The organism is Clostridium sp. BSD2780061688st1 H5 (assembly GCF_005845155.1).
Taxonomy (GTDB): Bacteria; Bacillota; Clostridia; order Lachnospirales; family Lachnospiraceae; genus Claveliimonas; species Claveliimonas intestinigallinarum.
On the sequence record NZ_SPGT01000002.1, the window covers coordinates 221,234 to 244,054 of the forward strand.

Consider the following 22,821-nt stretch of genomic DNA (forward strand, 5'->3'; position numbering starts at 1 on the left):
AGAAGAAAGGGTGGGAAGATATGCTTTGCAGTACTGTCCGCGAAATACTGGCAGGTACGGAAGAAAAGTACGGGCCAAAGGACGCGATCCGCTATAAAGTGAGTAAAAATGAAATTGCATCGAAAACCTACACACAGCTTCGGGAGGACAGTGAGAGCTTCTCCTGCGTCCTTCGGGATCTGGGGGAGCAGGGCAACCACATCGCGGTCATCGGCATGACCTCCTACGAGTGGCTGGTGGCCTACTTTGGCACTGTGGACAGCGGCAGTGTTGTAGTGCCTCTGGATGTGAATCTGCCGGCGGAGGATGTGTGCGACCTGATCAGCCGGTCGGATTCCACGGTACTCGTCTACGACGAGGTGAGAAAAGACGTGGCTGTCATGGCGAAGGAGAAATGCCCCCAGCTGCGCAGGATCATCTCCATGCAGAAGGAGGATCGCGGCGAGCAGGTCTCCGGCTTCTGGAAGCTGCTGGAAGAGCACAGAGGGAGCTTTGACTATGAGCCCCAGCCGGATCAGCTCTGCACGATCATGTTCACCTCGGGCACAACGGGGAAGAGCAAGGGCGTCATGCTGACCCACAGAAATGTGGCGGAGAACGCGACCTGCCTGGACATGAAGATTCCGGAGCGGATCGTCATCATGACAGTGCTCCCGATCCACCACGCCTACTGCCTCAGCATGGACATCCTGAAGGGCGTGTCCCTGGCGGCAGTGATCTGCATCAATGACTCCCTCATGCGGGTGGCGAAGAACATTAAGCTCTTTAAGCCGGAGATGATCCTGATGGTGCCCCTGATGATCGAGACCATGGCAAAGAAGCTGGAGGAGGCGTCCCTTCTGCCGGCGAAGATCGTGAAGAATCAGGTGTTCGGAAAGCAGTTCCACACCATCTGCAGCGGCGGCGCCTACCTGGATCCCAAATACATCGACATGTTCAAAAAGTATGGCATCGTCATCCAGCAGGGCTACGGCATGACCGAGTGCTCCCCTGTTATCAGCATTTCCCAGCGGTGGAACATCCGCAGCGACTCGGTGGGACAGCTTGTGCCCAACTGCGAGGCCAAGACTGTGGACGGGGAGCTCTGGGTGAAGGGCAGCAGCGTCATGCAGGGCTACTACAGGATGCCCGAGGAGACTGCCGAGACTTTGGAGGACGGATGGCTGAAGACCGGCGACCTTGGCTATGTGGACGAGGAGGGCTTTGTCTACCTGACAGGCCGCAAGAAAAATCTCATCATCACGAAGAACGGGGAGAATGTATCACCGGAGGAGCTGGAAAATGCCCTCAGCGGAAACCGACTTGTGGGCGAGGTGCTTGTCCGGGAGAAGGGCGGCGTCATCGAGGCGGAGATCTATCCGGATCAGGACTATGTGAAAAGGAAGAGGGTGAAGGACGTAAGAGCGGCCCTCCAGGAGGTCATCGACGCGTACAACAGGACGGCGGCTCCCCAGAAGAAGATTTACAGCCTCATCGTCCGGGACAAGGAGTTTGAGAAGACAACCACGAGAAAGATCAAGAGATTTTGAAGATGACTTTTTAGAGGACTTTCAAGAGGACAGAGCTTTTGCAGGTTGACAGATTTTTTGAAACGTGCTATTTTAAAAATGTTCGGTAGGTAAGGCTACTGCAAGGGATATGGACTGTTGCCGCGAAATAGTGGAGACACTATGAGAGGGTTTGAACAGGGTACATCGACAGCAAGGTGTATCATAATACAGTTTCACCGCCCTGCAGAGTTAAAGCTCATACGAATGTGCAATAGGTAAGTTTTCCCTGTATGTTCACCGGACATACAGGGTTTTTTATTTTGCTGGAGGCTCCAGGGGGCCGGCAGAATAAAAAAGTGCGCGCAGAAATGTATGTAAAGAAGCAGGCACGAGAGAAAAGGAAGGAAGGTGAGCACACTCATGTATCACAGTAGCAGCAGCGGAATTGCAAAGCGGTGCAGGGCAGAGCGAAGATTTCTGCTGCAGAGGCACGGGTGTGCCGGTCTGTAGCTTTATATCCGCATGCTTTTCCACCGTTTTGTGAGGAGATCTTACGGACGGTGGATTTTTTGTTTTCCAGAGAAAACAGGCTTCTGGTCTGTAAAAAATCTTCCGGCAGGATACCGCTGTACTCTTACCAGCGTGCTGAACAAAAATAAAACGTCGGGAGGTACAGGAACATGAAAAACATGACCAGAAACACGATCATTGCAAAAGACAGAAGCAGGAAGCATGCGCAGACAATGCTCTGGGCGGCCCGCAGCAGCGAGGGGGAGATCAGAGGAAGATATGGAACAGGCCCGGGCGGGCTGGACAGCGAGACGGCGGAGGATTCCAGGGAGAGATGGGGAAAAAATGTGCTGACCCACGGAAAGAAAAATCCCCTTCCCGGAAAGCTTTTCTTCTCCTTTGTCAACCCGTTTACTCTGGTGCTGCTGGCGCTGGCGGCTATCTCTGTGTTCACAGACATTGTGTTCGCCGCGCCCCAGGACCGCAGCTGTGCCACGGTAGTCATCATCATGGCCATGGTGCTGATCTCCGGCGTTCTCAGGTTTGTGCAGGAGACGAGGAGCGGCAATGTGGCGGACAGGCTCTCCGGCATGATCCACACCACCGCCTGCGTGGAGCGGGAGGGGCGCAGGGAGGAGATCCCCATGGAGGACATCGTGGCGGGGGATCTCGTCTACCTGTCAGCCGGGGATATGATCCCTGCGGATCTGCGCATCCTGTCCGCCAAGGACCTCTTTATCAGCCAGTCGGCCCTGACAGGAGAGAGCGAGCCGGTGGAGAAGACAGGAGAGCGGACAGCCGGGAAGGGCGGCCTGACGGAAATGGCCAACCTGGCATTTATGGGCAGCAATGTGATCAGCGGGTCGGCCCAGGCAGTGGTGATCGCTGTGGGCGATGACACCATGTTGGGCACAATGGCGGGAGCCCTGGATGAGAAGCCCCCCAAGACAACCTTTGAAAAGGGCGTCAACGCGGTCTCCTGGGTGCTGATCCGGTTCATGCTTGTCATGGTGCCGGTGGTCCTCTTCATCAACGGCTTTACAAAGGGAGACTGGATGCAGGCGGTTCTCTTTGCCATCTCCGTGGCGGTGGGGCTGACCCCGGAGATGCTGCCCATGATCGTCACCACATCCCTGGCAAAGGGCTCCCTTGCCATGAGTAGGAAAAAGGTCATTGTGAAAAACCTGAATTCCATTCAGAACCTGGGCGGTGTGGATATCCTGTGCACGGACAAGACCGGCACGCTCACCCGGGATAAGGTAGTGCTGGAATACCATCTGAATGTGGACGGGCAGGAGGACGACCGGGTGCTGCGCCACGGCTTTCTCAACAGCTATTTCCAGACCGGGCTGAAAAACCTGATCGATATTGCGGTCATTGAGAAGCAGAAGGAGCTGGGGGCAGAGGAGCTGATCCGCCGGTATACGAAGACAGACGAGGTTCCCTTTGACTTCCAGCGCCGCCGGATGAGCGTGGTGGTGAGAGATACAGAGGGCAAGACCCAGATGGTCACAAAGGGAGCTGTGGAGGAGATGCTGGGCTGCTGCTCCTTCGCGGAGTGCGGCGGCAGGATCCGCCCTCTGGAGGACGAGGTGAGGGAGCTTGTGCTTGCAAGGGCGGAGAGGCTCAACGAGGCGGGGATGCGGGTGATCGCTGTGGCCCAGAAGACAGATCCCTCCCCGGAGGGGCAGTTCTCCGCGGCAGACGAGAGGGACATGGTCCTGATCGGCTTTTTGGCCTTTCTGGATCCGCCCAAGGCGGACACAGGGGAAGCCCTCCTGGCTCTTCGGGAGTACGGCGTCACGACAAAAATCCTGACAGGGGACAATGAGAAGGTGACCCGGGCCATCTGCAGGCAGGTGGGGTTGGACGGAAGGGCCATCCTGCTGGGAGATGAGGTGGACCGGATGGATGACGGCGAGCTGGGGAGAAGGGCGGAAAAGACCACTGTCTTTGCCAAGCTTTCGCCGTCCCAGAAGGAGCGGATCGTCCGGGTGCTCCGGGAGAGGGGACACTGTGTGGGCTACATGGGGGACGGGATCAACGATGCGGCTGCCATGAAAGCGGCGGACGTGGGGATTTCGGTGGACACGGCTGTGGATATTGCCAAGGAGGCCTCCTCTGTCATCCTGATTGAGAAGGACCTGAAGGTGCTGGCCCGGGGCGTTCTGGAGGGGAGAAAGACCTATGCCAACATGATCAAATACATCAAGATGACCGCATCCTCCAACTTTGGAAACATTTTTTCCATCCTGGCAGCAAGCGCGTTTCTGCCTTTCCTGCCCATGGAGTCCATCCATCTCATCCTGCTGAACCTGATCTACGACATTTCCTGCACAGCCATGTCCTGGGACAATGTGGATGAGGACTGGCTGCGGGTGCCGAGAAAATGGGACGCCTCCGGGATCAGCCGATTTATGCTCTGGAACGGCCCGGTGAGCTCGGTGTTTGACATTGTCACCTTTGCGGTGCTGTATTTTGTGATCTGTCCCGCATGCACGGGCGGGCAGCTGTTTTCCCGGATCGCCGGGCAGGAGGGGCAGGCGCTCTTTGCTTCCCTCTTCCAGGCGGGATGGTTCGTGGAGTCCATGTGGAGCCAGATGCTGGTGATCCACACGATCCGCACGCCCCATCTCCCCTTTGTGCAGAGCCGGGCTTCCGCGCCGGTTGCGCTCCTGTCGCTGGCGGGCATCGGGATCGCCACATGGATCCCCTTCACGCCGGTGGGGGATGCCCTGGGCCTTGCGCCGCTGCCGGCTGTGTACTTTGGGTGGCTTGCGGCGATCGTGGCCGGGTATATGGCGCTGGCCACCGCTGTGAAGAAGCTCTATATACGCCGATACGGGGAGTGGCTGTGATCCGAAGACTTGATCCGTAAACGTGATCTGGAAACGTGATCCGGAAAGCCGGCGGGCGTCTATTGACGAAAACCGGAGAAAGCAGTAAGATAGCCATGGCACAAAACGAAGTGGAGGGATCGGACATTGAAAAGGAATAAATATGAAATAGATATGTGCAATGGGACTATCATGGACAAGCTGATCTCATTTTCGCTTCCCCTGATGCTGACAAGCATCCTGCAGCTTATGTTCAACGCGGTGGACATCATCGTGGTGGGGCGTTTCAGCGGGAGCGACGCCCTGGCAGCTGTTGGCTCCACCACGGCGCTGATCAACATTTTCACCAATCTCTTTATCGGCATCTCCCTGGGGGCAAACGTGCTGGCCGCCAGGTACTATGCGGCCGGCCGGGACAAGGAGATGTCCGAGTCCGTACATACCGCCATCGCCCTGGCCCTGGTCAGCGGCATCATCATGGCCTTTGTGGGCTTTGCCATGTCCCGCTTTGCCCTGAGCCTGATGGATACCCCGGGAAATGTGATCGGTCAGTCCACCACGTACATGAGGATCTATTTCCTTGGCATGCCCTTCTTTATGCTCTATAACTACGGGGCGGCTATCCTGCGGGCGGTGGGGGACACGAAGAGGCCCCTGATGTTCCTCTGCGTGGCGGGGCTGGCCAATGTGGTGCTGGATCTTTTGCTTGTCATCGTCATCCCCCTGGACGTGGCCGGCGTGGCCATTGGCACAGTGGCCTCCCAGATGGTCTCCAGCATCCTGGTGCTGCGCTGCCTCCACAGGACGGAGGGAAGCTATCAGCTGCGCTTCTCAAAGCTCAGGATCAGAGCTGTCTACCTGAAGCGGATCTTTCAGGTGGGCATACCGGCGGGCATCCAGAGTACGGTCATCAATTTCTCTAACGCCATGCTCCAGTCCTCAGTCAACTCCTTCGGCTCTATCGCCATGGCAGGCTACACGGCGGCCAACAACATCCTGGGCTTTCTCTATGTGTCGGTGAACGCGGTGACACAGGCCTGCATGAGCTTTACCAGCCAGAATTACAGCGTTGGCAAGCAGAAGCGGATGGACCGGGTGCTGGCGGACTGCATGATCCTGTCGGCCGGCGCGGCCCTGGTGCTGGGCGTGGGGGCCTATGTATTCGGCTCACGGCTCCTTGGGATCTACACCTCAGACCCGGAGGTGATCCAGTGCGGACTGGAGATCCTGTCCATCACCACTGTTCCCTATTTCCTCTGCGGCATCATGGATCTCTTTCCGGGCGCCCTGCGGGGCATGGGACGCTCCGCCGTGCCCATGATCCTGTCCGTCATCGGGACAGTGGGAACCAGGATCGTGTGGATCTACGGCTTCTTTCCCCACCACAGATCCCTGCACTTCCTGTTCATCTCCTACCCCGGCTCCTGGATCTTCACCATTGCCATGCAGGCGGTGTGCTTCTGGTTCGTGCGGAAGCAGTGCATCCGGCAGCTGAAGCGGGAGGGGATCTACAGCGTCTAGGTCAGACCGGATAAGGTATGAAAGATTTCAATAGACATTTCAATAGACAGAGACAGGCAGGAGCCCTGACTACAAGTCGGGCGCTCCTGCCTGTTTTATATAGATCGCTGGTTAAGGAAAAGCGTTTGCCTCGTGGCAGATGTTTATTTCGAGGATGCCAGGCGCTCCTTTCCCAGAGCGTCCGCGGCGATGATGGCCGCGTAGAGCTGGTCAGGAGTCACGTCCGTCACCATGTTGTGGATGGATTCGCCCTCTACGCAGGATTTCTCGGCGATGACGCGTATCTCTTCATCCTTTGTGATGCCAATTTCCTCCAGGGTAACCGGCAGACCGACCTCCATGCAGAAATCCTGAACCTCCCGGAACTCCTCCTTCGAGGCTCCCTCCAGCACGAGCTGGACGAGAGTGCCGAAGGCAACGCAGCAGCCATGGGGCGCGCTGTGTCCGCCAAGGGCGGTGAGACCATTGTAGAAGGAGTGGGCTACCGCGAGGCCGCCGTTGTCAGCGCCCACGCCGGAGAGATAGACATTGGCCTCGATGATGGCTTCCAGGGCGGGAGTGACCACATGGCACTCGCAGGCCTTCCTGGCGGCAGCCCCGTATTCCTTCAGGGTGTCATAGCAGAGGCGGCACAGCGCCATAGCGGATCGGGTAATGCCTCCGTTTTCCAGGCTGGGAGCGTCTGTGCGCTGGCAGGCCCTGGCCTCAAAATAGGTGCCCAGGGCGTCGCCCATACCGGCTACCAGGAACTTCACAGGGGCATTTGCGATGATCTCGCTGTCCACGATCACGGCCTCAGGATTCTTTGGGTAGAACAGATAGCTGTTGAAGGTCTTGTCATCGTTGTAAATGACAGAGAGACCAGTGCAGGGGGCATCCGTAGCCACCACAGTGGGGATGATCACTACCGGCAGATTTTCGTAGTAGGCAGTGGCCTTGGCCGTGTCGATGGCGGAGCCGCCGCCAACGCCAACGATGACGTTGAGTCCTTCCTGCCTTGCGATCTGTCTCATTTTTTCAATCTCGCCTACGCTGGAGACCCCGCCGAAGATCTCATAGTGGCGGATATCCTCCGTCCCCTCAAAGCTCTTCTCGATTTTATCGTGACACATCTTATGCCCGCTTCTGGAGCAGATGAAGAGCCAGCTGTTTCCCAGATCCTTCATCTCCTCGTGGAAATGGAGAAGGGAGTCCTTGCCCTGAACATATTTTTGAGGTGCGCGCATCATTCTCAGTCTAAGCATAATAAATCCTCCTTTGCGACACATAAAAAGGTGTGTTAAAAATTTATCAATTTCAATTCTGATTATAGCACCCCGGGTTGCAAAAGCAAGAGTAAAAAGACTGAAAAAAACATCAGATTTTCAGAAAGGTTTGTGCAAGATTGAAAACCGGACGGGAGATAAGGAACAGAAGGGTCAAGTCTGCCGGGCGCTTCCCCTGTCCGCCCCGGGCACCTGGTGGAGGGCCCGGAACTGGCGGGGGGTCAGGGTGGTGTACTTTTTAAACTGCTTGGAGAAGGAGAAGCTGTCCGGGTAGCCGGTCCGGGCGGCGATCTCCTGGATGGACAGGCTGTCCTGCAGGAGCAGCTCCTTGGCGCTGTTCAGCCGCTTCTGGATGAGGTAGGTGTGGGGCGGCATGTGGAATTCCTGGCGGAAGAGCTTGCGGAAATTCTCGTAGCCAAGGCCCAGGTATTCCGCTGTGCCCCGGCAGCTGTCGTCCGGGATCTGGCCGCTTCCGAGAAGATCCCTGGCCTCGTACAGGAGGGTGCGCACGGAGGGACGCAGGCTCTGCCTCCTGTGCATGTCATAGATGCCGAAGACGAGCTGCTGCGCCTCCAGGAGAAGGTAGGGGAGCTGTTCCTGTGTGGAGTGCTCCAGGTGGTCGTAGAGCAGAAGGCACCGGTCCAGAAGAGACTGGGAGAGACCAGGGGAGAGCACCGGCTGATCCAGGAGGAGGCCCATGTGCCGCAGGGACCGGTAGGTCTCATATCCAAAGCAGACAAAAAACTCCAGCCATTTCCCGTCCTCCTTTGTGATGGTGGAATGTTTGATATAGGGAAGACGCTGAACGAAGCATCCGGGATAGATCCGGGTGCTTTTTCCGTCTTTGTCCAGATAGGTGCCCTCCCCGCTCAGGAGAAGGAGGGCGCCGTAATATTTGAAGACCAGATTTTCGTTCTGGGGCAGGTGGCGGGTGTGGTGGATAAACCCGCAGCTCAGTATGGAGTTGTTGGGATCCAGTCCCAGGGTCCGGTGAACGGATCTGGTGACAAAAAGCTTTTCCGGGATCTGCAGCATGGGAAAGTCCTCCTCTCATCTGTCGAATATCATTTACCAGATATGACATTTTTTCTACCATAACAGACATGTAAATCATACCATCCGGCGGATAAAATGTAAATAACGACAAAAAGGAAAAGGAGCGGCAGACAGAGATGGATTTTGACATGGAAAAATGGATGCGGGACATGGTGAGCCCCGGAGAGAAAAGGCCTCTTCCGGTGCTCTCCTTTCCGGGGATCCAGATCACAGGAAACACAGTGGAGGAGACGGTGAGGAGCGGACGGCTCCAGGCCGAGTGCATGGAGGCCATTGCGGACAGATTTGACATGGCAGCCGTGCTGGGGCTGATGGATCTGTCGGTGGAGGCGGAGGCCTTCGGCAGCCCGGTGCGCTACAGCAGCCAGGAGGTGCCTACGGTGACGGCGGCCATCATCCAGGAGGAAGAGGAGGCGGATGCCCTGCAGGTGCCCCTGGTGGGAGCTGGAAGAACAGGGGAGTGCCTGGCCGGGATCCGGCAGGTGGCCGGACAGGTGAAGGATCGGCCTGTCCTGGCGGGGATGATCGGACCCTACTCCCTGGCGGGGCGGCTTCTGGATATGACGGAGATCATGATCCTGTGCTACGAGGAGCCCGAGATAGTGGAGACCGTGCTGGAGAAGGTGACAGGCTTTCTCTGCGACTACGCCAGGGCCTTTAAGGAGGCGGGAGCCGACGGCATCGTCATGGCCGAGCCGGCGGCGGGACTTCTCTCCCCGGGGCTTTTCCGGGAGTTCTCCGTTCCCTATGTGAAGCGGATCTGCCAGGCGGCCCGGGAGGCGGGTCTTGCCCTCATTTACCACAACTGCGGCATGGTGGAGCCGCTTCTTGGGGACATCGCGGATATACCCGCCGACGGGTACAGCTTCGGTAACGCGGTGGACATGGCAAGAGTGCTGAAGGAGATGCCGGAAGACCGGATCGTTATGGGCAACATCGACCCGGTGGGCGTGCTCAGGAGCGGCACGCCGGAGACGGTGGAAAAAGCTGTGACAGAGCTTATGGAGAGGTGCGGCAGGTATCCCAATTTCCTGCTCTCCAGCGGCTGCGATATCCCCCCGGTGACGCCCCTTGCCAATCTGCAGGCGTTTTTTGACAGCGCGCAGGCGTTTTACGGGAAATAAAGGAGGAGAAGGAAAATGGAACTTTTACAGGAAATGTCGGAGCTTTTGCAGAAGGGGAAGGCAAAGAAGGTGAAGGCCCTGGTACAGCAGGCCCTGGACGAGGGCATAAATCCCAAGGAGATCTTAAACGAGGGCCTTCTGTCGGGCATGATGGTCATTGGCGGAAAATTCAAGAACAACGAGGTGTTCGTGCCGGAGGTGCTGGTGGCAGCCCGGGCCATGAACGCCGGGCTCTCCATCCTGGAGCCCAGGCTTGTGGAGGTGGGCAACGAGCCCGTGGGCCGGGCTGTCATCGGGACAGTCCAGGGGGATCTCCACGATATCGGCAAAAATCTGGTCTGTATGATGTTCAAGGGGGCTGGCTTTGAGGTCTGCGACCTGGGCGTGGACGTGAGCTCAGACGCCTTCATCGACAAGGCGGAGGAGATGCACGCAGATGTCATCGGCATGTCCGCTCTTCTGAGCACCACCATGTGCCAGATGCAGTCCTGCATTGACAGGCTGAAGGAGAGAGGCCTGCGGGACAAATACATTGTCATGATTGGCGGCGCCCCTGTGACAGACGAGTTTGCCAGCCAGATCGGGGCGGACTACTACACGCCGGACGCCGCCTCCGCGGCGGAGACGGCCCGGTCCGCTGTCATGGAAAAGAAGAGCGCGTAATGCGGTACACAGATTTTCATATCCACATCTCAAAGGAGGAGGTCTGCCGCCTGCTGGACGGGGAAAAGAGCGGCCTTCAAAAGATGCTGGAGGAAGAGCTGGAGGAAATGCTGCCGGAGGCCCGAAGAAGGCTGGATCCGGCGGCTTTTCTGGGATTTGGAGACGAGGAGGAAGCCCTCTATGTCATCACTACCGTGGGGGCGGACTTAAGCGACTGGTCCGGGCAGCTTTTCAAGGAGGGAGACTGCGTCCGGGCTATGCTGGCAGATGCCCTGGCGGATGTCTGCCTCTTCCAGATGGACCGGCAGCTCCGGGAGGAGGTGCTTCGTCTCTGCAGGCGGCGGGGAAAGGGCATTGCCAGGCGGCTGGAGGCGCCCCAGGACGCCCCCATGGAGCTCCAGAGAAAGGCCTTTCATGTCACCGGAGCCGGCCAGTACGGTATGGAGATCACAGAGGGGCTGATGTACCGCCCGGTGAAAAGCGCCTGCCAGGTGTTCCTGCTAAGCGATGAGAGGGATCAGTTTTTCTGGGAGCACGACTGCAGCGGCTGTTCCAACACCTCCTGCCGGATGCGCCGGGGGCGTCCTGTTGTTCTCACAGTGGAGGCCCGGGAAAAGGGCGGGCAGGAGAGCAGGCAGGTGAAAGGCCATGTGGAGAGAGGAAAGAGCATCCTGGAGACTCTGGGAGAGTGGGGCATCCCTCTGGCCTCCCCCTGCGGCGGCAGAGGGACCTGCGGAAAGTGCCGGATCCGGATCCTGGAGGGGCAGATGCCAGTGACAGAGGCGGACAGGCGGTTCTTCTCGGAGGAGGAGCTGGAGGCGGGGCTGCGCCTTGCCTGCCGCGCCATCCCGGAGGGAGACTGCCGGATCTGCCTGGAGGGGCCCGGCGAGGATGGATTTTATATACCGGAGAGCCGGATGAGCCGGGATCATGGACGTCGGGGAGCAGAAAGCCCGGAGGAGGAAAAGAGGGCAGTCGGAAAGGCGGTGGCGGTGGACATCGGGACCACCACCCTGGCTATGGAGCTGGTGGATCCTGCGACAGGGCGGATTGAGGGCAGCTACACGGCCCTCAACCCCCAGCGCCGGTACGGGGCCGATGTGATCGCCCGAATCCAGGCGGCGGGGGAGGGGAAGGGATCTCAGATGCAGGCCTGTATCCGGGAGGCCCTTCGGGAAGGCCTTGACGCTCTGACAGAAAAGGGAGAGGCTCGTATCAGGCAGATGGTCATTGGGGCCAACACTACCATGGTCCACCTGCTCATGGGATACCCCTGCAGCTCCCTGGGAGTCTGGCCCTTTGAGCCCTATGACATTTCTTCCGTGGATGGAGACAGCCGGGAGGTGCTGGGCGATGAGACAGGAGAGTTCGCGGTGCACATTTTCCCGGGAGTCTCCGCCTACATCGGGGGCGATATCACAGCCGGACTCTACGCCCTGGGATTCCACGAGACGGAGAGGATCCGGATTCTGGTGGATCTGGGCACCAACGGGGAGATGGCGGTGGGAAACAGGGACCGGATACTGGCCGCCTCCGCTGCGGCGGGCCCTGCCTTTGAGGGGGGAAACATTACCTGCGGTACAGGCAGCATACCGGGAGCCATCTGCGGCGTCAGGTGGAACGGACGGCAGATGGAGCTTCGGACCATCGGCGGGGAGAGTCCTGCCGGCATCTGCGGCACCGGGATCATCGAGACTGCGTACGAGATGAGGCGGGCCGGCGTCCTGGACGAGACAGGACGGCTGGAGGAGCCCTGGGACGAGGAAGGGTTTCCGCTGGACGAGGCGGGCAGGATCCGGATCTTTCAGGAGGACATCCGGGAGCTTCAGCTGGCCAAGGCGGCGGTGCGGGCCGGCCTTGAGACCCTGCTCATAGCGTACGGCATCCGGGCGGAGGATGTGGACGCCTTCTGCATCGCCGGAGGCTTTGGATGCCAGCTTGACATGGAGAAGGCGGCGGGCATTGGCCTTCTGCCGGAGGAGGCTGTGGGAAAAGCCGATCCGGCGGGAAATACATCCCTCGCGGGGGCGCTGCGTTGGCTGAGAGAGGAGAAGGGCGGGGAGACCGCGGACCGGCTCGCAGGGTATGTCCGGGAGGTTCCCCTCTCCGCGAACAAGGATTTTCAGAGATTTTATATGGAATACATGTACTTTGGGGAAGATGAAGAATAAAAGAGAAGAAGGAAAGGTGAGGAAAATGACGCCCAGAGAAAATCTGCTTCATTTGCTGAGAAGAGAAGGCTATGAGACGGTGCCGGTGGAGTTCATGCTCTGCCCTAGCCTGGAGAAGAGCTTCCAGGAGGAGATCGGCGGGCCGGGCTCTGACTACATGGACTATTTTGAGATGCCCTGGCGGCGCGTGGGGGACCTGATCCCGGAGGATACGGATGTGACCCGGTTCTACCCCTACTACGATGAGGTCAAGGACAATATGGAGATTGACGAGTGGGGGGTAGGCCACGAGTCCAGCCCCACCTCCATGCACATGACAAAGATGCTCCACCCGCTGGAGGACGCGGAGGATGTGGAGGAGATCGAGAGCTATCCCATCCCCGTCTACACGGAGGAGAAAAATGCCTGGGTAAAGGACCGGGTCAAAGGCCTGCACGAGAGAGGGCTTGCCTCAGTGGGCAACATGCAGTGTACCATCTGGGAGACCTCCTGGTACATCCGGGGCATGGAAAATCTCATGATGGATATGCTCAGCGATGAGGAGATGGCGGAGGCGGTCTTTGACATGGTGGAGAAAATGTCCACAGATCGCGCCCTGATCTACGCCAAGGCAGGGGTGGACATCCTCTACCTGGGAGATGACATCGGCATGCAGCACAGCATTATGATGAGCGAGGAGATGTACACGCAGTGGATCTGCCCCCGGCTTAAGCGGCTCATCTCAAAGGTGAAGGCGGTGCGGCCGGACATCATCGTCATCTACCACTCCTGCGGCTACATTGAGCCATTTATCCAGGATCTCATTGACGCGGGCATCGATGTGCTCAATCCCATCCAGGCGGAGTGCATGGAGTTTAAGTACATTTACGAGAAGTACGGGGATCAGATCTCCTTCCACGGCACCATCGGCACCCAGACGGTCATGCCCTTTGGGACGCCGGAGGAGGTGAAGGAAAATGTGTGGGGCAACCTGGACATCGCCGGGCCCAAGGGCGGACTGATGGTGGCTCCCACCCATCTGCTGGAGCCGGAGGTGCCCTGGGCCAACATCCTGGCCTACGTGGAGGCCTGCCGGGAGTACCGGAAAAAATAGAAGGGAAAACAAAAAGGACAAGGACCCGTCAGGGCCCCTGGACAGTCTTAAGGCTGCTGCTTTGCAAGGACAGCAGCCCCGGACAATGTAGCTAATCAGGTCCACTGCCACTATCTGATGGGGCTTGCCTGCCTCGGCTACGGGAGAAAGGAGGAGGCCCGCCGGGCCTTCCGGAGGGCCCTGGAGCTGGACAACAGCCACCAGAACTGCCGCATCTACCTGGAGATGGCGGAGAGAGAGTGAAGAAACCGTTGACATCTTCCCTGCTTTGTGATATAAACTCTTTCATAAAGAGTTAGTCAAAGCTTTATGAGTGGTTTTTCAAAACCACATTGGAAAAAACATATCTGGATGAGATATTCCGGCGGCTGCGCAGCGTACCTATTATGTACGCGGCAGCCGCCCTAAAAATGTCCAAAATCACAAAGATGACAATAAGAAAGACAAAAGAGAAAGCGGGGAATATGTATGGAGCAGGAACAGACAGAAATCCGGCCCGGGCAGACGCTTTTTGCCGGGATTGACGTGGGGTCTACCACTACAAAGATCGCGGCTGTGAACCCGGAGGACGGGCAGGTAATCTACTCGGATTACAGGAGACATCACGCCAATCAGGTACAGAGTATCATACACGCACTGGAGAGCTTCCGGGAGAAATTCCGGGGCGTAAAGATCCGCCTGGCCCTGACAGGGTCCGGGGCCAAGCCCATCGCGGAGAAGCTGAAGGTGCCTTTTATACAGGAGGTGGCGGCCAACGCGCTGGCGCTTCGAAAGAAATACCCCTCTGTCCGCACAGCCATTGAGCTGGGAGGGCAGGATGCCAAAATTATCTTCTTTAAAAAGGACGAGAAGACCGGCGACCTGAACGTGGCGGACATGAGGATGAACGGAAGCTGTGCGGGGGGTACCGGCGCCTTTATCGATGAGGTTGCTTCTATATTAAAAGTGCCGGTGGAGAAGCTGAACGCTCTCGCGGAGCAGGGGGGATTTACATACGACATTTCCGGGCGGTGCGGGGTCTACGCCAAGACAGACATCCAGCCCCTTCTGAACCAGGGAGTGGCGAAGTCTGACCTGGCCCTCTCCTCCTTCCACGCCATCGCCAAGCAGACCATCGGCGGACTGGCCCAGGGGCTGGAGATCAAAAAGCCGGTGGCCTTTGAGGGCGGCCCGCTGACATTCAACCCGGCCCTCATACAGGTCTTTGCCAAAAGACTGAAGCTGCCCCAGGAGGATGTGATCATCCCCGAGCGGCCGGAGCTGATGGTGGCCTACGGGGCGGCTATCTCCCTGGAGACCATGTTTGAGAACAGGAAAAAGATTTCCGACCCGGAGGAGCTGCTGGCTGTGCTGAAGAGCCCCTCCTTTAAGGAAAAGACAGGTGAGGAGCAGGAGGCAAAGCCCTTCTTTGCCTCTGAGGAGGAGAGGAAGGCCTTTGAGAAGCGGCACGCCAAGGCCTCCCGCCAGTGGAAGCATCCCCGGCCGGGACAGAAGGTGAACGTGTACCTGGGTATCGACTCCGGCAGCACCACCACCAAGTTTGTGCTGATGGATGAAAATGAGGAGATCCTGGACTCCTTCTACGCCCCCAACGAGGGGGAGCCGCTGCTGGTGGCCAAGAAGGCTATGATCGAGATGCGGGACCGCTACAGGAAGGACAATATTGAACTCAACATACTGGCAGTGGGCACCACCGGCTACGGGGAGCAGCTCTTTGCCAAGGCCTTCCAGGCGGAGTATCACACGGTGGAGACTGTGGCCCACGCCCGGGCGGCGGAAAAATATGTCAAGGACGCCACCTTCATCCTGGACATCGGCGGACAGGACATGAAGGCCATCTGGCTGGACGACGGCATCATCACCAACATCCTGGTGAACGAGGCCTGCTCTTCGGGCTGCGGCTCCTTCCTGGAAAATTTTGCCGCCTCCCTGCATATCCCGGCAAAGCAGATCGCGGAGGCCGCCTTTGCCTCCAGGCATCCGGCAAAGCTGGGAAGCCGCTGCACGGTCTTTATGAACAGCAGCATTATCACGGAGCAGAGAAACGGCCGCCTGCCGGAGGACATTATGGCGGGACTGTGCCGTTCCATCATAGAGAATGTATTTACCAAGGTGATCCGCATTTCCAATCTGGACTCTCTGGGAGATAAGATCGTGGTCCAGGGAGGCACCTTTGAGAACGATGCGGTGGTGCGGGCCATGGAGGAGTACACCGGTCGCCAGGTAGTGCGGGCCCCCTATCCGGGGCTGATGGGCGCTGTGGGCGTAGCCCTCATCGCAAAGGAGCGGCATGAGAGGGAGCCCGAAAAGCATACCTTCATCGCTCTGGACAGCCTGGACGACTTTTCCTACACCCAGGAGTCCAACTCACCCTGTCCTTTTTGCACCAACCACTGCCGCAGGACCATTGTCACCTTCTCAAACGGCAATTCCTGGGTGACCAACAACCGGTGCGAGCGGGGCGAGGTGCTTGGAAAGCCGGGGGATGCCCAGGCCAGAAAGCAGCTCAAGGAGAAAACCCAGAGGGTGAACCGGGTGCCCAACATGTACCGAAGGAGGGAGGAGCTTCTCTTCAAGGACTACCCCTACCCGGAGCCGGCGGTGAAGAGAGGTATCACCATCGGACTTCCGAGAGTGCTGTCCAACTGGGAGTTCATGCCCTTCTGGAGCACCTTCTTTAAAGCCCTGGGCTTCCAGGTGCAGCTCTCCGACATGAGCACCCGGAAAATGTACGAGTCCGGTCTCTCAGCCGTCACCTCGGACACAGTGTGCTTCCCTGCAAAGCTGGTACACGGGCATATCCGGAACCTGGCGGCGAAGAAGGTGGACCGGATCTTCATGCCCGCCATCACCACCATTCCCACCGAGAACCGGGAGAAGACGAGCGAGTCCATGTGCGCTGTGGTGAAGGGCTACCCCATTGTGGTGAAGAATTCCGACAACCCGGAAAAGCAGTTCGGCATCCCCTTTGACGAGCCTTTGTTCCACTGGCCCTCAAGGGAGGACAGGGACCGGCAGCTCACCATCTATATGAAGGATCACTACCAGATACCGGAGGAGGAGACGAGGAAGGCCATGGAGGCCGCAGACCAGGCCCAGGAGAGCTTCCGGGCTGAGCTGAAAAGGCAGGGGGCTGCCATTATCGAGAAGGTGAAGGAGAAAGGGAAATTTGCCGTTGTCCTGGCCTCAAGGCCCTACCAGAACGACGCTCTTGTGAACCATGACCTGCCGGAAATGTTCGTCACCATGGGGATCCCTGTGCTGACGGCGGACTCCGTTCCCGGAATCGAAGACGTGGACCTCTCAAAGAGCCGGATCGACATTGTCAACAATTTCCACGCCAGGATGCTCTCCTCCGCTATCCTGACAGCCCGGAGCGACTGCCTGGAGTACGTGCAGGTGGTGAGCTTCGGCTGCGGCCATGACGCCTACCTGTCGGATGAGATCATCCGGCTGATGCACGAGATCTCCGGGAAAATCCCCCTTGTCCTGAAGCTGGACGAGAGCGATATCCAGGGCCCGCTGCGCATCCGTGTCCGCTCCTTCCTGGAGACAGTGGCCATGGGAAGAGAGAAAAAGAAGAAGCTGGAGACAAGGGAGCTGACAGATCCCTACCCGGTGAAATTTGAAAAGAAGGACAAGGCGGACAAGGTGGTGCTGGTGCCCAACACCTCCCACGCCTTCAGCAGGATCATGGCCGCCTCCTTTGCGGGGCAGGGCGTGAAGACTGTGCCCCTGGAGATCGGAAGAGGAGAAGCCATACGGCTTGGAAAGCAGTACGTCCACAATGACATCTGCTTCCCCGCCCAGATCGTCATCGGAGAGGCTCTGGAGGCCCTCAAAAGCGGCAAATATGACCCGGATCACACCGCCATCGCCATGGGAAAATATGTGGGAGACTGCCGTCTGACCCACTACAGCGCCCTCCTTCGGAAGGCCCTGGACGACGCGGGATTTCCCCAGGTGCCCATCCTGACCAACGACGATGCGGACTCCCACCACCTGCACCCGGGATTTAAGATGAACCTGGCGTCCTCCCTGAAGATTGCCTTCTCCCTGCCCATGATCGATGTGCTGGAGGAGCTTCTGCGGAAGATCCGCCCCTATGAGAAGGTGAAGGGAAGCGCGGACGAGGCCTTTGAGCGGGCCATGGACGCGGTGGTGGAAGGACTGGAGACAAAGGGCGTGCCGGGAGCGAGAAAGGGCTTTAAGAAGGCCATCGACATCATGAATGAGGTGGAGTACGACCGCAGCGATCCCAGGCCCGGCGTGCTGATCGTGGGCGAGTACCTGCTGAACTTCCATCCCGGCGCCAACCATGACATCGAGGCCTACCTGGAGAAGAACGGCTTTGAGATCATTGAGGCCCGTATGACGGACGTGATCCGCAAGACCTATTTTTACCAGGACAGCCAGAACAGGGAGTACCATCTGAAGCGGCCCCTCATCCAGAAGATCTGGTTCCATGTGGCGAACAAGGCCTTTGACTTTGCCCACGATATGACAGACCGGATCGCGAAGAAGCATCCCCTCTACGAGCCAGCCCTGCGGATGGAGGACATGGTGAAGGACAGCGATCAGGTCATTCACCACACCTTTGATGCCGGAGAGGGCGTGCTGATCTCAGGAGAGATCCTTCATCACGCCAGGAAGGGGTGCAGGGCCTTTGTGATCCTCCAGCCCTTCGGCTGCCTGCCCAACCACGTGGTGGGCCGCGGCATTGCCAAGAAGCTGAAGGAGCTGTACCCGGATGTGCAGATCCTGCCGCTGGACTACGACCCGGATGTCAGCTTTGCCAACATTGAGAACCGCCTCCAGATGCTGGTCATGAATGTGAACCAGAACAAAGAAGAGGCTTCGTAAAAATCATAAAAAACACAAAAACATAAAAGGTTTTTCACAATTCCATCACAGAACCGGCCTATAATCAGTCTTGTAAAAAGAAAAAAGACCATTTACAGGAGAGGAAAAGAGGCAGGATAATATGATGGATGACAAATATACAGAAGGATATACAGGAGAAAACAAAGAGACTCAGGAGACCAAAGAGACCGGCGGGCAGACAGAACAGCAGCAGAATATACTGGAAAGCGCCGGACAGCAGGCAGGTCAGGAGGCAGGCGCTCCCGGTCAGATGAACTATACAGAGACGGAGAGCGCTTCCGGCGCCCCGGCAGGCCATAAAATGAAAAAGGCCAGGGCCAGAAAGCCAAAGAAAGCGCCTGTAGGTCCTATGAGCATGAAAAAGAGATGGGCCATCCTGGTGGCCATGGCTCTTGTGTTCGGAACGGTGGCAGGAGGAACCGCCTTTGGAGTCAATGTGGCGGCTGGAAGCCTTTATGACCGGCACAACGCACAAAAGAGCCTGACAAACACACAGACTGTGTCCAACTCCGGAAGCACCGAGGACAAGGGCACTGTGGCAGAAGTGGCCCAGAACGCCATGCCCTCCCTTGTGACCATCTCCACCATGTCTGTAGAGGAGATGAGAAGCTTCTTCGGCGGCACCCAGGAGTATGAGGTGGAGGGAGCCGGCACCGGCGTCATTGTGGGAAAGAATGACACGGAGCTCCTCATTGCCACCAACAACCACGTTGTGGAAGGCGCGGACAGCCTGTCCGTAGGATTTGTGGATGAGTCGGCAGTGGAGGGACAGATCAAGGGAACAGACGCGGACAATGACCTGGCCGTGGTAGCTGTGAAGCTGTCCGATATCTCCAGCGACACCATGAACCAGATCAAGATAGCCACCATCGGTGACTCCGATGACCTTGTTCTCGGGGAGCAGGTTGTGGCAATCGGAAATGCCCTTGGCTACGGCCAGTCCGTGACAAGCGGATACGTGAGCGCTCTGAACCGTGACCTTCAGCTCACGGACAACAGCGGCAACACCATCAACTCCACAGGTTTGATCCAGACAGACGCCCCCATCAACTCCGGTAACAGCGGCGGCGCTCTGCTGAACATGAACGGTGAGCTCATCGGCATCAACGAGGCAAAGAGTTCCACCACTCAGTCCGGCACCACAGTGGACGGCATCGGATTTGCCATCCCCATCAACAAGGCAGAGGAGAGCCTGCAAAGTCTGATGAACCAGACGACCAGGGAGAAGGTGGACGAGAGCCAGGCGTCCTACATGGGCATCCAGGGGGCGGACGTCTCCCAGGAGGCAGCTCAGATGTACGGCATGCCCACAGGTGTGGCTGTCTCTGAGGTGGTCAAGGACGGGCCTGCTGACAAAGCGGGTATCCTTGCCGGCGACGTCATCACAGGATTTGACGGCCGCTCCATCAGCAGCATGTCACAGCTTAAGGATACGCTTCAGTACTACGCTTCCGGTGAGACTGTGGATGTGACAGTCCAGAGATCCGATCAGGGACAGTACAAGGAGCAGACCGTGAGCGTTACTCTCGGCTCCGCAAGCGAGGCGCAGCAGAACCAGCAGAGTCAGCAGAACTAAGGTGCAAGGCTTTTGCCGGCGCAGAGCTGAGCTTAAAACCGGATGCCAGATATGCTATGTCGATAATAAAAAAGAGAAATAGAAAAGGGAAAACCACAGAAGCGGTCTGCCCTCGACAATGAACCAACTTAATACTTTATGGCATCAGCCGTCACTATTGCAGTAGTGGCGGCTGTTTTTTGATTTCCAAGATTTTCACGGAAAAATATAGGGCTTCCCATTAATGAGGCATGCCCGGCAAGCAGACCTTGTCAGAAGTAAAATCATGGTATACTATAGGTGATAGAGAGCCTATCAGGCAGATCGAGCCTCGTGTTATCAGGCAATTTTTGAGAAGGAGGTTTAGCAGGATGAGAAAATGTATCCGTTGTGGAAGCGAGATGAAGGAAGACTGTGCGATCAAGGTGGAGGGAGCCGGATATGGAATAGTCCTGTCCTCAGACGAGAAGAAGCTTTTTGGCGGTAGAATGGGGAAACCCAAGGTTGCCATCTGCCCGGAATGTGGAGAAGTCTCCATCTATATGGAGGATGTGGAGAAGCTGAAGGACTGAGCGGCAGTACATTGGAATTTCTCTCTATCCGCATCAGGCACTTACAAGGAGGACAGGATGGAACAGGACAGAAAAAAGAAGGATAAGAATACAGATGACTATCTGGCAGTAGGAATAAGTCTGGGCGTAGCCTTTGGGCTTATATGGGATAACCTGGCGCTGGGCCTTGGCCTGGGAGTTGCCTTTGGCCTGCTGGCCGGACGATTTAAAAAGAAGTGAAGTATGAGGATTTCTTCTAGCTTTTATCGAAAGGAATAGTATTTGTATGAGTAAGCTGAAAGCAAAAGAATACAAGAGATTCGAAGACATAAAGCATATCAGAGATGATGGCAGTGAATTTTGGTCGGCCAGAGAACTTGCGCCGGCGTTAGAATACAATAAATGGGAAAATTTCCAAAAAGTAATTAAGCGTGCTATGATTGCCTGTGAAAACAGCGGTCATGTTATCGAGGGCGATTTTCCTGAGGTCAGGAAAATCGTTAGTGCGGGAGCGACCAATAAGCCGATTAAGGATTATGAGCTTACTCGATATGCCTGCTACCTGATTGTACAGAATGGTGATCCGCGTAAGGCGGTTATTGCTCTTGGTCAGACATATTTTGCTATTCAGACATATCGCCAGGAAGTTGCAGATCATTTTAATGAGTTGGATGAAGACAGAAGGCGTTTGGTCGTGCGTGGTGATATTAAGCAATGGAATCAACTTCTTGCAGAGACAGCCCATGATGCAGGAGTTATTACGAATGAAGAATTTGCAATATTCCAAAATGCCGGGTATATGGGATTGTATGGAGGCATGGATGTTGATGACATTCATAAGAAAAAGAATCTGGCGGTTGGTCAGAAAATTCTTGATTACATGGGAAGTACGGAACTTATCGCAAATTTGTTTAGAATATCGCAGACAGAGGAAAAACTGCGCAAAGATGAAATAAAAGGAGCAAAAGAAGCGACGTCTACCCACTATAAAGTTGGAAAAGAGGTTCGTGGCGCTATCGAGAAAATAGGTGGTACGATGCCTGAAGATTTGCCGACGCCAGAAAAAAGTATTCAGCAAGTTGAAAAGGAACAGCTCGCCCGATTGCAAGCAAAGGCAAAAGCAGGCAAACTGATGCTTGATGAATAAAATTATACTGGTACTCTGCCTTTCAGCTATACCGGCGTATGCCAAACAGGTATTTGCCATTGCGCCCATCCGGCGGTAAACTGTAATAGAAGCGGACTGTAACGGAAGCAGAGGCTGTAATGGAAACAGATGTTTTCTTGCTTGACAGTGAAAATACTTTTCTGTAAACTATAAAAAGACTGTTTGATTACAGAAATATGCCAGTACAGGGAAATCCTGGCGAAAGGGCAGCGGAGGTGAATGTATGAAGGTTCTCGTTATAGATGGCCAGGGCGGCGGATTGGGACGTCAGCTTGTGACGGCTGTGAAGAGCCGGTATCCGGAGATGGAGGTTCTGGCGGTGGGGACCAACAGCGCTGCCACAAACGCCATGCTCAAAGCAGGGGCGGACCAGGCGGCCACAGGGGAGAACTCCGTGGCTGTGGCGTGCGGGAAGGTAGACGTGATCATGGGACCTGTGGGAATTGTGATTGCGGACTCCATGCTTGGCGAGATCACACCCCGGATGGCGGTGTCCATCGGGCAGAGCCAGGCGAAGAGGATCCTGATCCCGGTCAATCTGTGCGATAACCTGGTAGTGGGCGTGGCAGACCTGACTATGGCAAAAAGAGTAGAGAGCGCAGTGGAAGCGCTGGCTGAGCTGATGAACTAGACAGAGGATATCCGGCAGGAAACCGGAGCATGACGGCAGAAGCCGCGAAGGTAAAGAGCGCGGGAAGCGCTTTCTGGCAGCCAGCGTAAGGATATTGTGAGACCGTGAGACAGGTGTAAAGTACATTCAATTAAAAAAGGGACAGATTTGGAATGGATACCAGGAAGGTGTCTGCACTCAGAAGAGAGGCAGGTGCCTTTTTCTTTTGCTATTTTTTAGAAAGACAGCAATTTGGTGATATGTCAAGAGGTGATAAAAAAAGATTTCAATGAAAACAGATAAAAAAGGGTACAACAAATAGG

Annotated in this window: 16 protein-coding genes and 1 riboswitch; of the genes, 14 read left to right on the forward strand and 2 right to left on the reverse strand. The window is 56.7% G+C overall.

What is annotated here, in order from left to right; translation table 11 throughout:
- Window positions 1-20: 20 nt before the first annotated feature.
- The 3 genes from FGQ86_RS02555 to FGQ86_RS02565 all read left to right on the forward strand — a co-directional run bounded on the left by FGQ86_RS02555 (window position 21) and on the right by FGQ86_RS02565 (window position 6,358).
- Window positions 21-1,529 carry an AMP-binding protein gene (locus FGQ86_RS02555; protein ID WP_138302881.1) on the forward strand — a complete coding sequence of 503 codons (1,509 nt, stop codon included), beginning with the start codon at window positions 21-23 and terminating at the stop codon, window positions 1,527-1,529.
- Between the two features lie 74 nt (window positions 1,530-1,603).
- Window positions 1,604-1,766, forward strand: a riboswitch (M-box (ykoK) riboswitch).
- A gap of 404 nt (window positions 1,767-2,170) precedes the next feature.
- Entirely contained in the window at window positions 2,171-4,858 is a 2,688-nt protein-coding gene (gene mgtA, locus FGQ86_RS02560; protein ID WP_033126297.1) for a magnesium-translocating P-type ATPase, read from the forward strand.
- Between the two features lie 126 nt (window positions 4,859-4,984).
- Entirely contained in the window at window positions 4,985-6,358 is a 1,374-nt protein-coding gene (locus FGQ86_RS02565) for an MATE family efflux transporter (RefSeq protein ID WP_033126298.1), read from the forward strand.
- Between the two features lie 143 nt (window positions 6,359-6,501).
- Here FGQ86_RS02565 and FGQ86_RS02570 read toward each other — a convergent pair whose 3' ends face one another.
- Window positions 6,502-7,602 (reverse strand): glycerol dehydrogenase, encoded by a 1,101-nt coding sequence (locus tag FGQ86_RS02570; RefSeq protein WP_138302882.1) that lies wholly within the window; start codon window positions 7,600-7,602, stop codon window positions 6,502-6,504.
- A gap of 174 nt (window positions 7,603-7,776) precedes the next feature.
- Window positions 7,777-8,658 carry a helix-turn-helix transcriptional regulator gene (locus FGQ86_RS02575; RefSeq protein WP_138302883.1) on the reverse strand — a complete coding sequence of 294 codons (882 nt, stop codon included), beginning with the start codon at window positions 8,656-8,658 and terminating at the stop codon, window positions 7,777-7,779.
- Between the two features lie 137 nt (window positions 8,659-8,795).
- Between FGQ86_RS02575 and FGQ86_RS02580 the strand changes: the two genes are divergently transcribed.
- The 11 genes from FGQ86_RS02580 (at window position 8,796) to FGQ86_RS02625 (ending at window position 22,519) form a co-directional block, all read left to right on the forward strand.
- Window positions 8,796-9,803 (forward strand): uroporphyrinogen decarboxylase family protein, encoded by a 1,008-nt coding sequence (locus FGQ86_RS02580; protein ID WP_138302884.1) that lies wholly within the window; start codon window positions 8,796-8,798, stop codon window positions 9,801-9,803.
- 15 nt (window positions 9,804-9,818) lie between these two features.
- Window positions 9,819-10,466 carry a corrinoid protein gene (locus FGQ86_RS02585; protein WP_033126302.1) on the forward strand — a complete coding sequence of 216 codons (648 nt, stop codon included), beginning with the start codon at window positions 9,819-9,821 and terminating at the stop codon, window positions 10,464-10,466.
- The gene (locus FGQ86_RS02590) at window positions 10,466-12,637 is read left to right on the forward strand and encodes an ASKHA domain-containing protein (protein ID WP_138302885.1); all 2,172 of its coding nucleotides are present in this window, start codon (window positions 10,466-10,468) and stop codon (window positions 12,635-12,637) included. Before FGQ86_RS02585 ends, FGQ86_RS02590 begins: the two co-directional genes overlap by 1 nt.
- Window positions 12,627-13,730: a uroporphyrinogen decarboxylase family protein gene (locus tag FGQ86_RS02595; protein ID WP_242842851.1), complete on the forward strand. Its 1,104-nt coding sequence runs from the start codon at window positions 12,627-12,629 to the stop codon at window positions 13,728-13,730. Before FGQ86_RS02590 ends, FGQ86_RS02595 begins: the two co-directional genes overlap by 11 nt.
- 117 nt (window positions 13,731-13,847) lie before the next feature.
- Window positions 13,848-13,973, forward strand: coding sequence for a hypothetical protein (locus tag FGQ86_RS02600; protein WP_081958057.1), 126 nt, complete (start codon window positions 13,848-13,850; stop codon window positions 13,971-13,973).
- Window positions 13,974-14,198: 225 nt separating this feature from the next.
- On the forward strand, window positions 14,199-18,593 hold the full coding sequence (locus tag FGQ86_RS02605) for an acyl-CoA dehydratase activase (protein WP_138302886.1): 4,395 nt from the start codon (window positions 14,199-14,201) through the stop codon (window positions 18,591-18,593).
- 121 nt (window positions 18,594-18,714) lie between these two features.
- Entirely contained in the window at window positions 18,715-20,190 is a 1,476-nt protein-coding gene (locus FGQ86_RS02610) for a trypsin-like peptidase domain-containing protein (RefSeq protein ID WP_052084075.1), read from the forward strand.
- Window positions 20,191-20,540: 350 nt separating this feature from the next.
- Window positions 20,541-20,741, forward strand: coding sequence for a hypothetical protein (locus FGQ86_RS02615; protein WP_033126303.1), 201 nt, complete (start codon window positions 20,541-20,543; stop codon window positions 20,739-20,741).
- A 57-nt stretch (window positions 20,742-20,798) separates the two neighbouring features.
- Window positions 20,799-20,960, forward strand: a complete 162-nt coding sequence (locus FGQ86_RS16195) for a hypothetical protein (protein ID WP_171031494.1) — start codon at window positions 20,799-20,801, stop codon at window positions 20,958-20,960.
- A gap of 46 nt (window positions 20,961-21,006) precedes the next feature.
- Entirely contained in the window at window positions 21,007-21,867 is an 861-nt protein-coding gene (gene dinD, locus FGQ86_RS02620; RefSeq protein WP_033126304.1) for a DNA damage-inducible protein D, read from the forward strand.
- Window positions 21,868-22,111: 244 nt separating this feature from the next.
- The gene (locus FGQ86_RS02625; RefSeq protein WP_033126305.1) at window positions 22,112-22,519 is read left to right on the forward strand and encodes a DUF3842 family protein; all 408 of its coding nucleotides are present in this window, start codon (window positions 22,112-22,114) and stop codon (window positions 22,517-22,519) included.
- Window positions 22,520-22,821: the final 302 nt, after the last annotated feature.

Excerpts from the sequence above, each read along its gene's own strand:
- mgtA (WP_033126297.1), top strand. The coding sequence starts at position 2,171 with ATGAAAAACATGACCAGAAACACGATCATTGCAAAAGACAGAAGCAGG.
- FGQ86_RS02590 (WP_138302885.1), top strand. The coding sequence starts at position 10,466 with ATGCGGTACACAGATTTTCATATCCACATCTCAAAGGAGGAGGTCTGC.
- FGQ86_RS02600 (WP_081958057.1), top strand. The coding sequence starts at position 13,848 with ATGGGGCTTGCCTGCCTCGGCTACGGGAGAAAGGAGGAGGCCCGCCGG.
- FGQ86_RS02595 (WP_242842851.1), top strand. The coding sequence starts at position 12,627 with ATGAAGAATAAAAGAGAAGAAGGAAAGGTGAGGAAAATGACGCCCAGA.
- FGQ86_RS02625 (WP_033126305.1), top strand. The coding sequence starts at position 22,112 with ATGAAGGTTCTCGTTATAGATGGCCAGGGCGGCGGATTGGGACGTCAG.
- dinD (WP_033126304.1), top strand. The coding sequence starts at position 21,007 with ATGAGTAAGCTGAAAGCAAAAGAATACAAGAGATTCGAAGACATAAAG.
- FGQ86_RS02605 (WP_138302886.1), top strand. The coding sequence starts at position 14,199 with ATGGAGCAGGAACAGACAGAAATCCGGCCCGGGCAGACGCTTTTTGCC.
- FGQ86_RS02615 (WP_033126303.1), top strand. The coding sequence starts at position 20,541 with ATGAGAAAATGTATCCGTTGTGGAAGCGAGATGAAGGAAGACTGTGCG.
- FGQ86_RS02610 (WP_052084075.1), top strand. The coding sequence starts at position 18,715 with ATGATGGATGACAAATATACAGAAGGATATACAGGAGAAAACAAAGAG.
- FGQ86_RS02585 (WP_033126302.1), top strand. The coding sequence starts at position 9,819 with ATGGAACTTTTACAGGAAATGTCGGAGCTTTTGCAGAAGGGGAAGGCA.
- FGQ86_RS02570 (WP_138302882.1), bottom strand. The coding sequence starts at position 7,602 with ATGCTTAGACTGAGAATGATGCGCGCACCTCAAAAATATGTTCAGGGC.
- FGQ86_RS02575 (WP_138302883.1), bottom strand. The coding sequence starts at position 8,658 with ATGCTGCAGATCCCGGAAAAGCTTTTTGTCACCAGATCCGTTCACCGG.
- FGQ86_RS16195 (WP_171031494.1), top strand. The coding sequence starts at position 20,799 with ATGGAACAGGACAGAAAAAAGAAGGATAAGAATACAGATGACTATCTG.
- FGQ86_RS02555 (WP_138302881.1), top strand. The coding sequence starts at position 21 with ATGCTTTGCAGTACTGTCCGCGAAATACTGGCAGGTACGGAAGAAAAG.
- FGQ86_RS02580 (WP_138302884.1), top strand. The coding sequence starts at position 8,796 with ATGGATTTTGACATGGAAAAATGGATGCGGGACATGGTGAGCCCCGGA.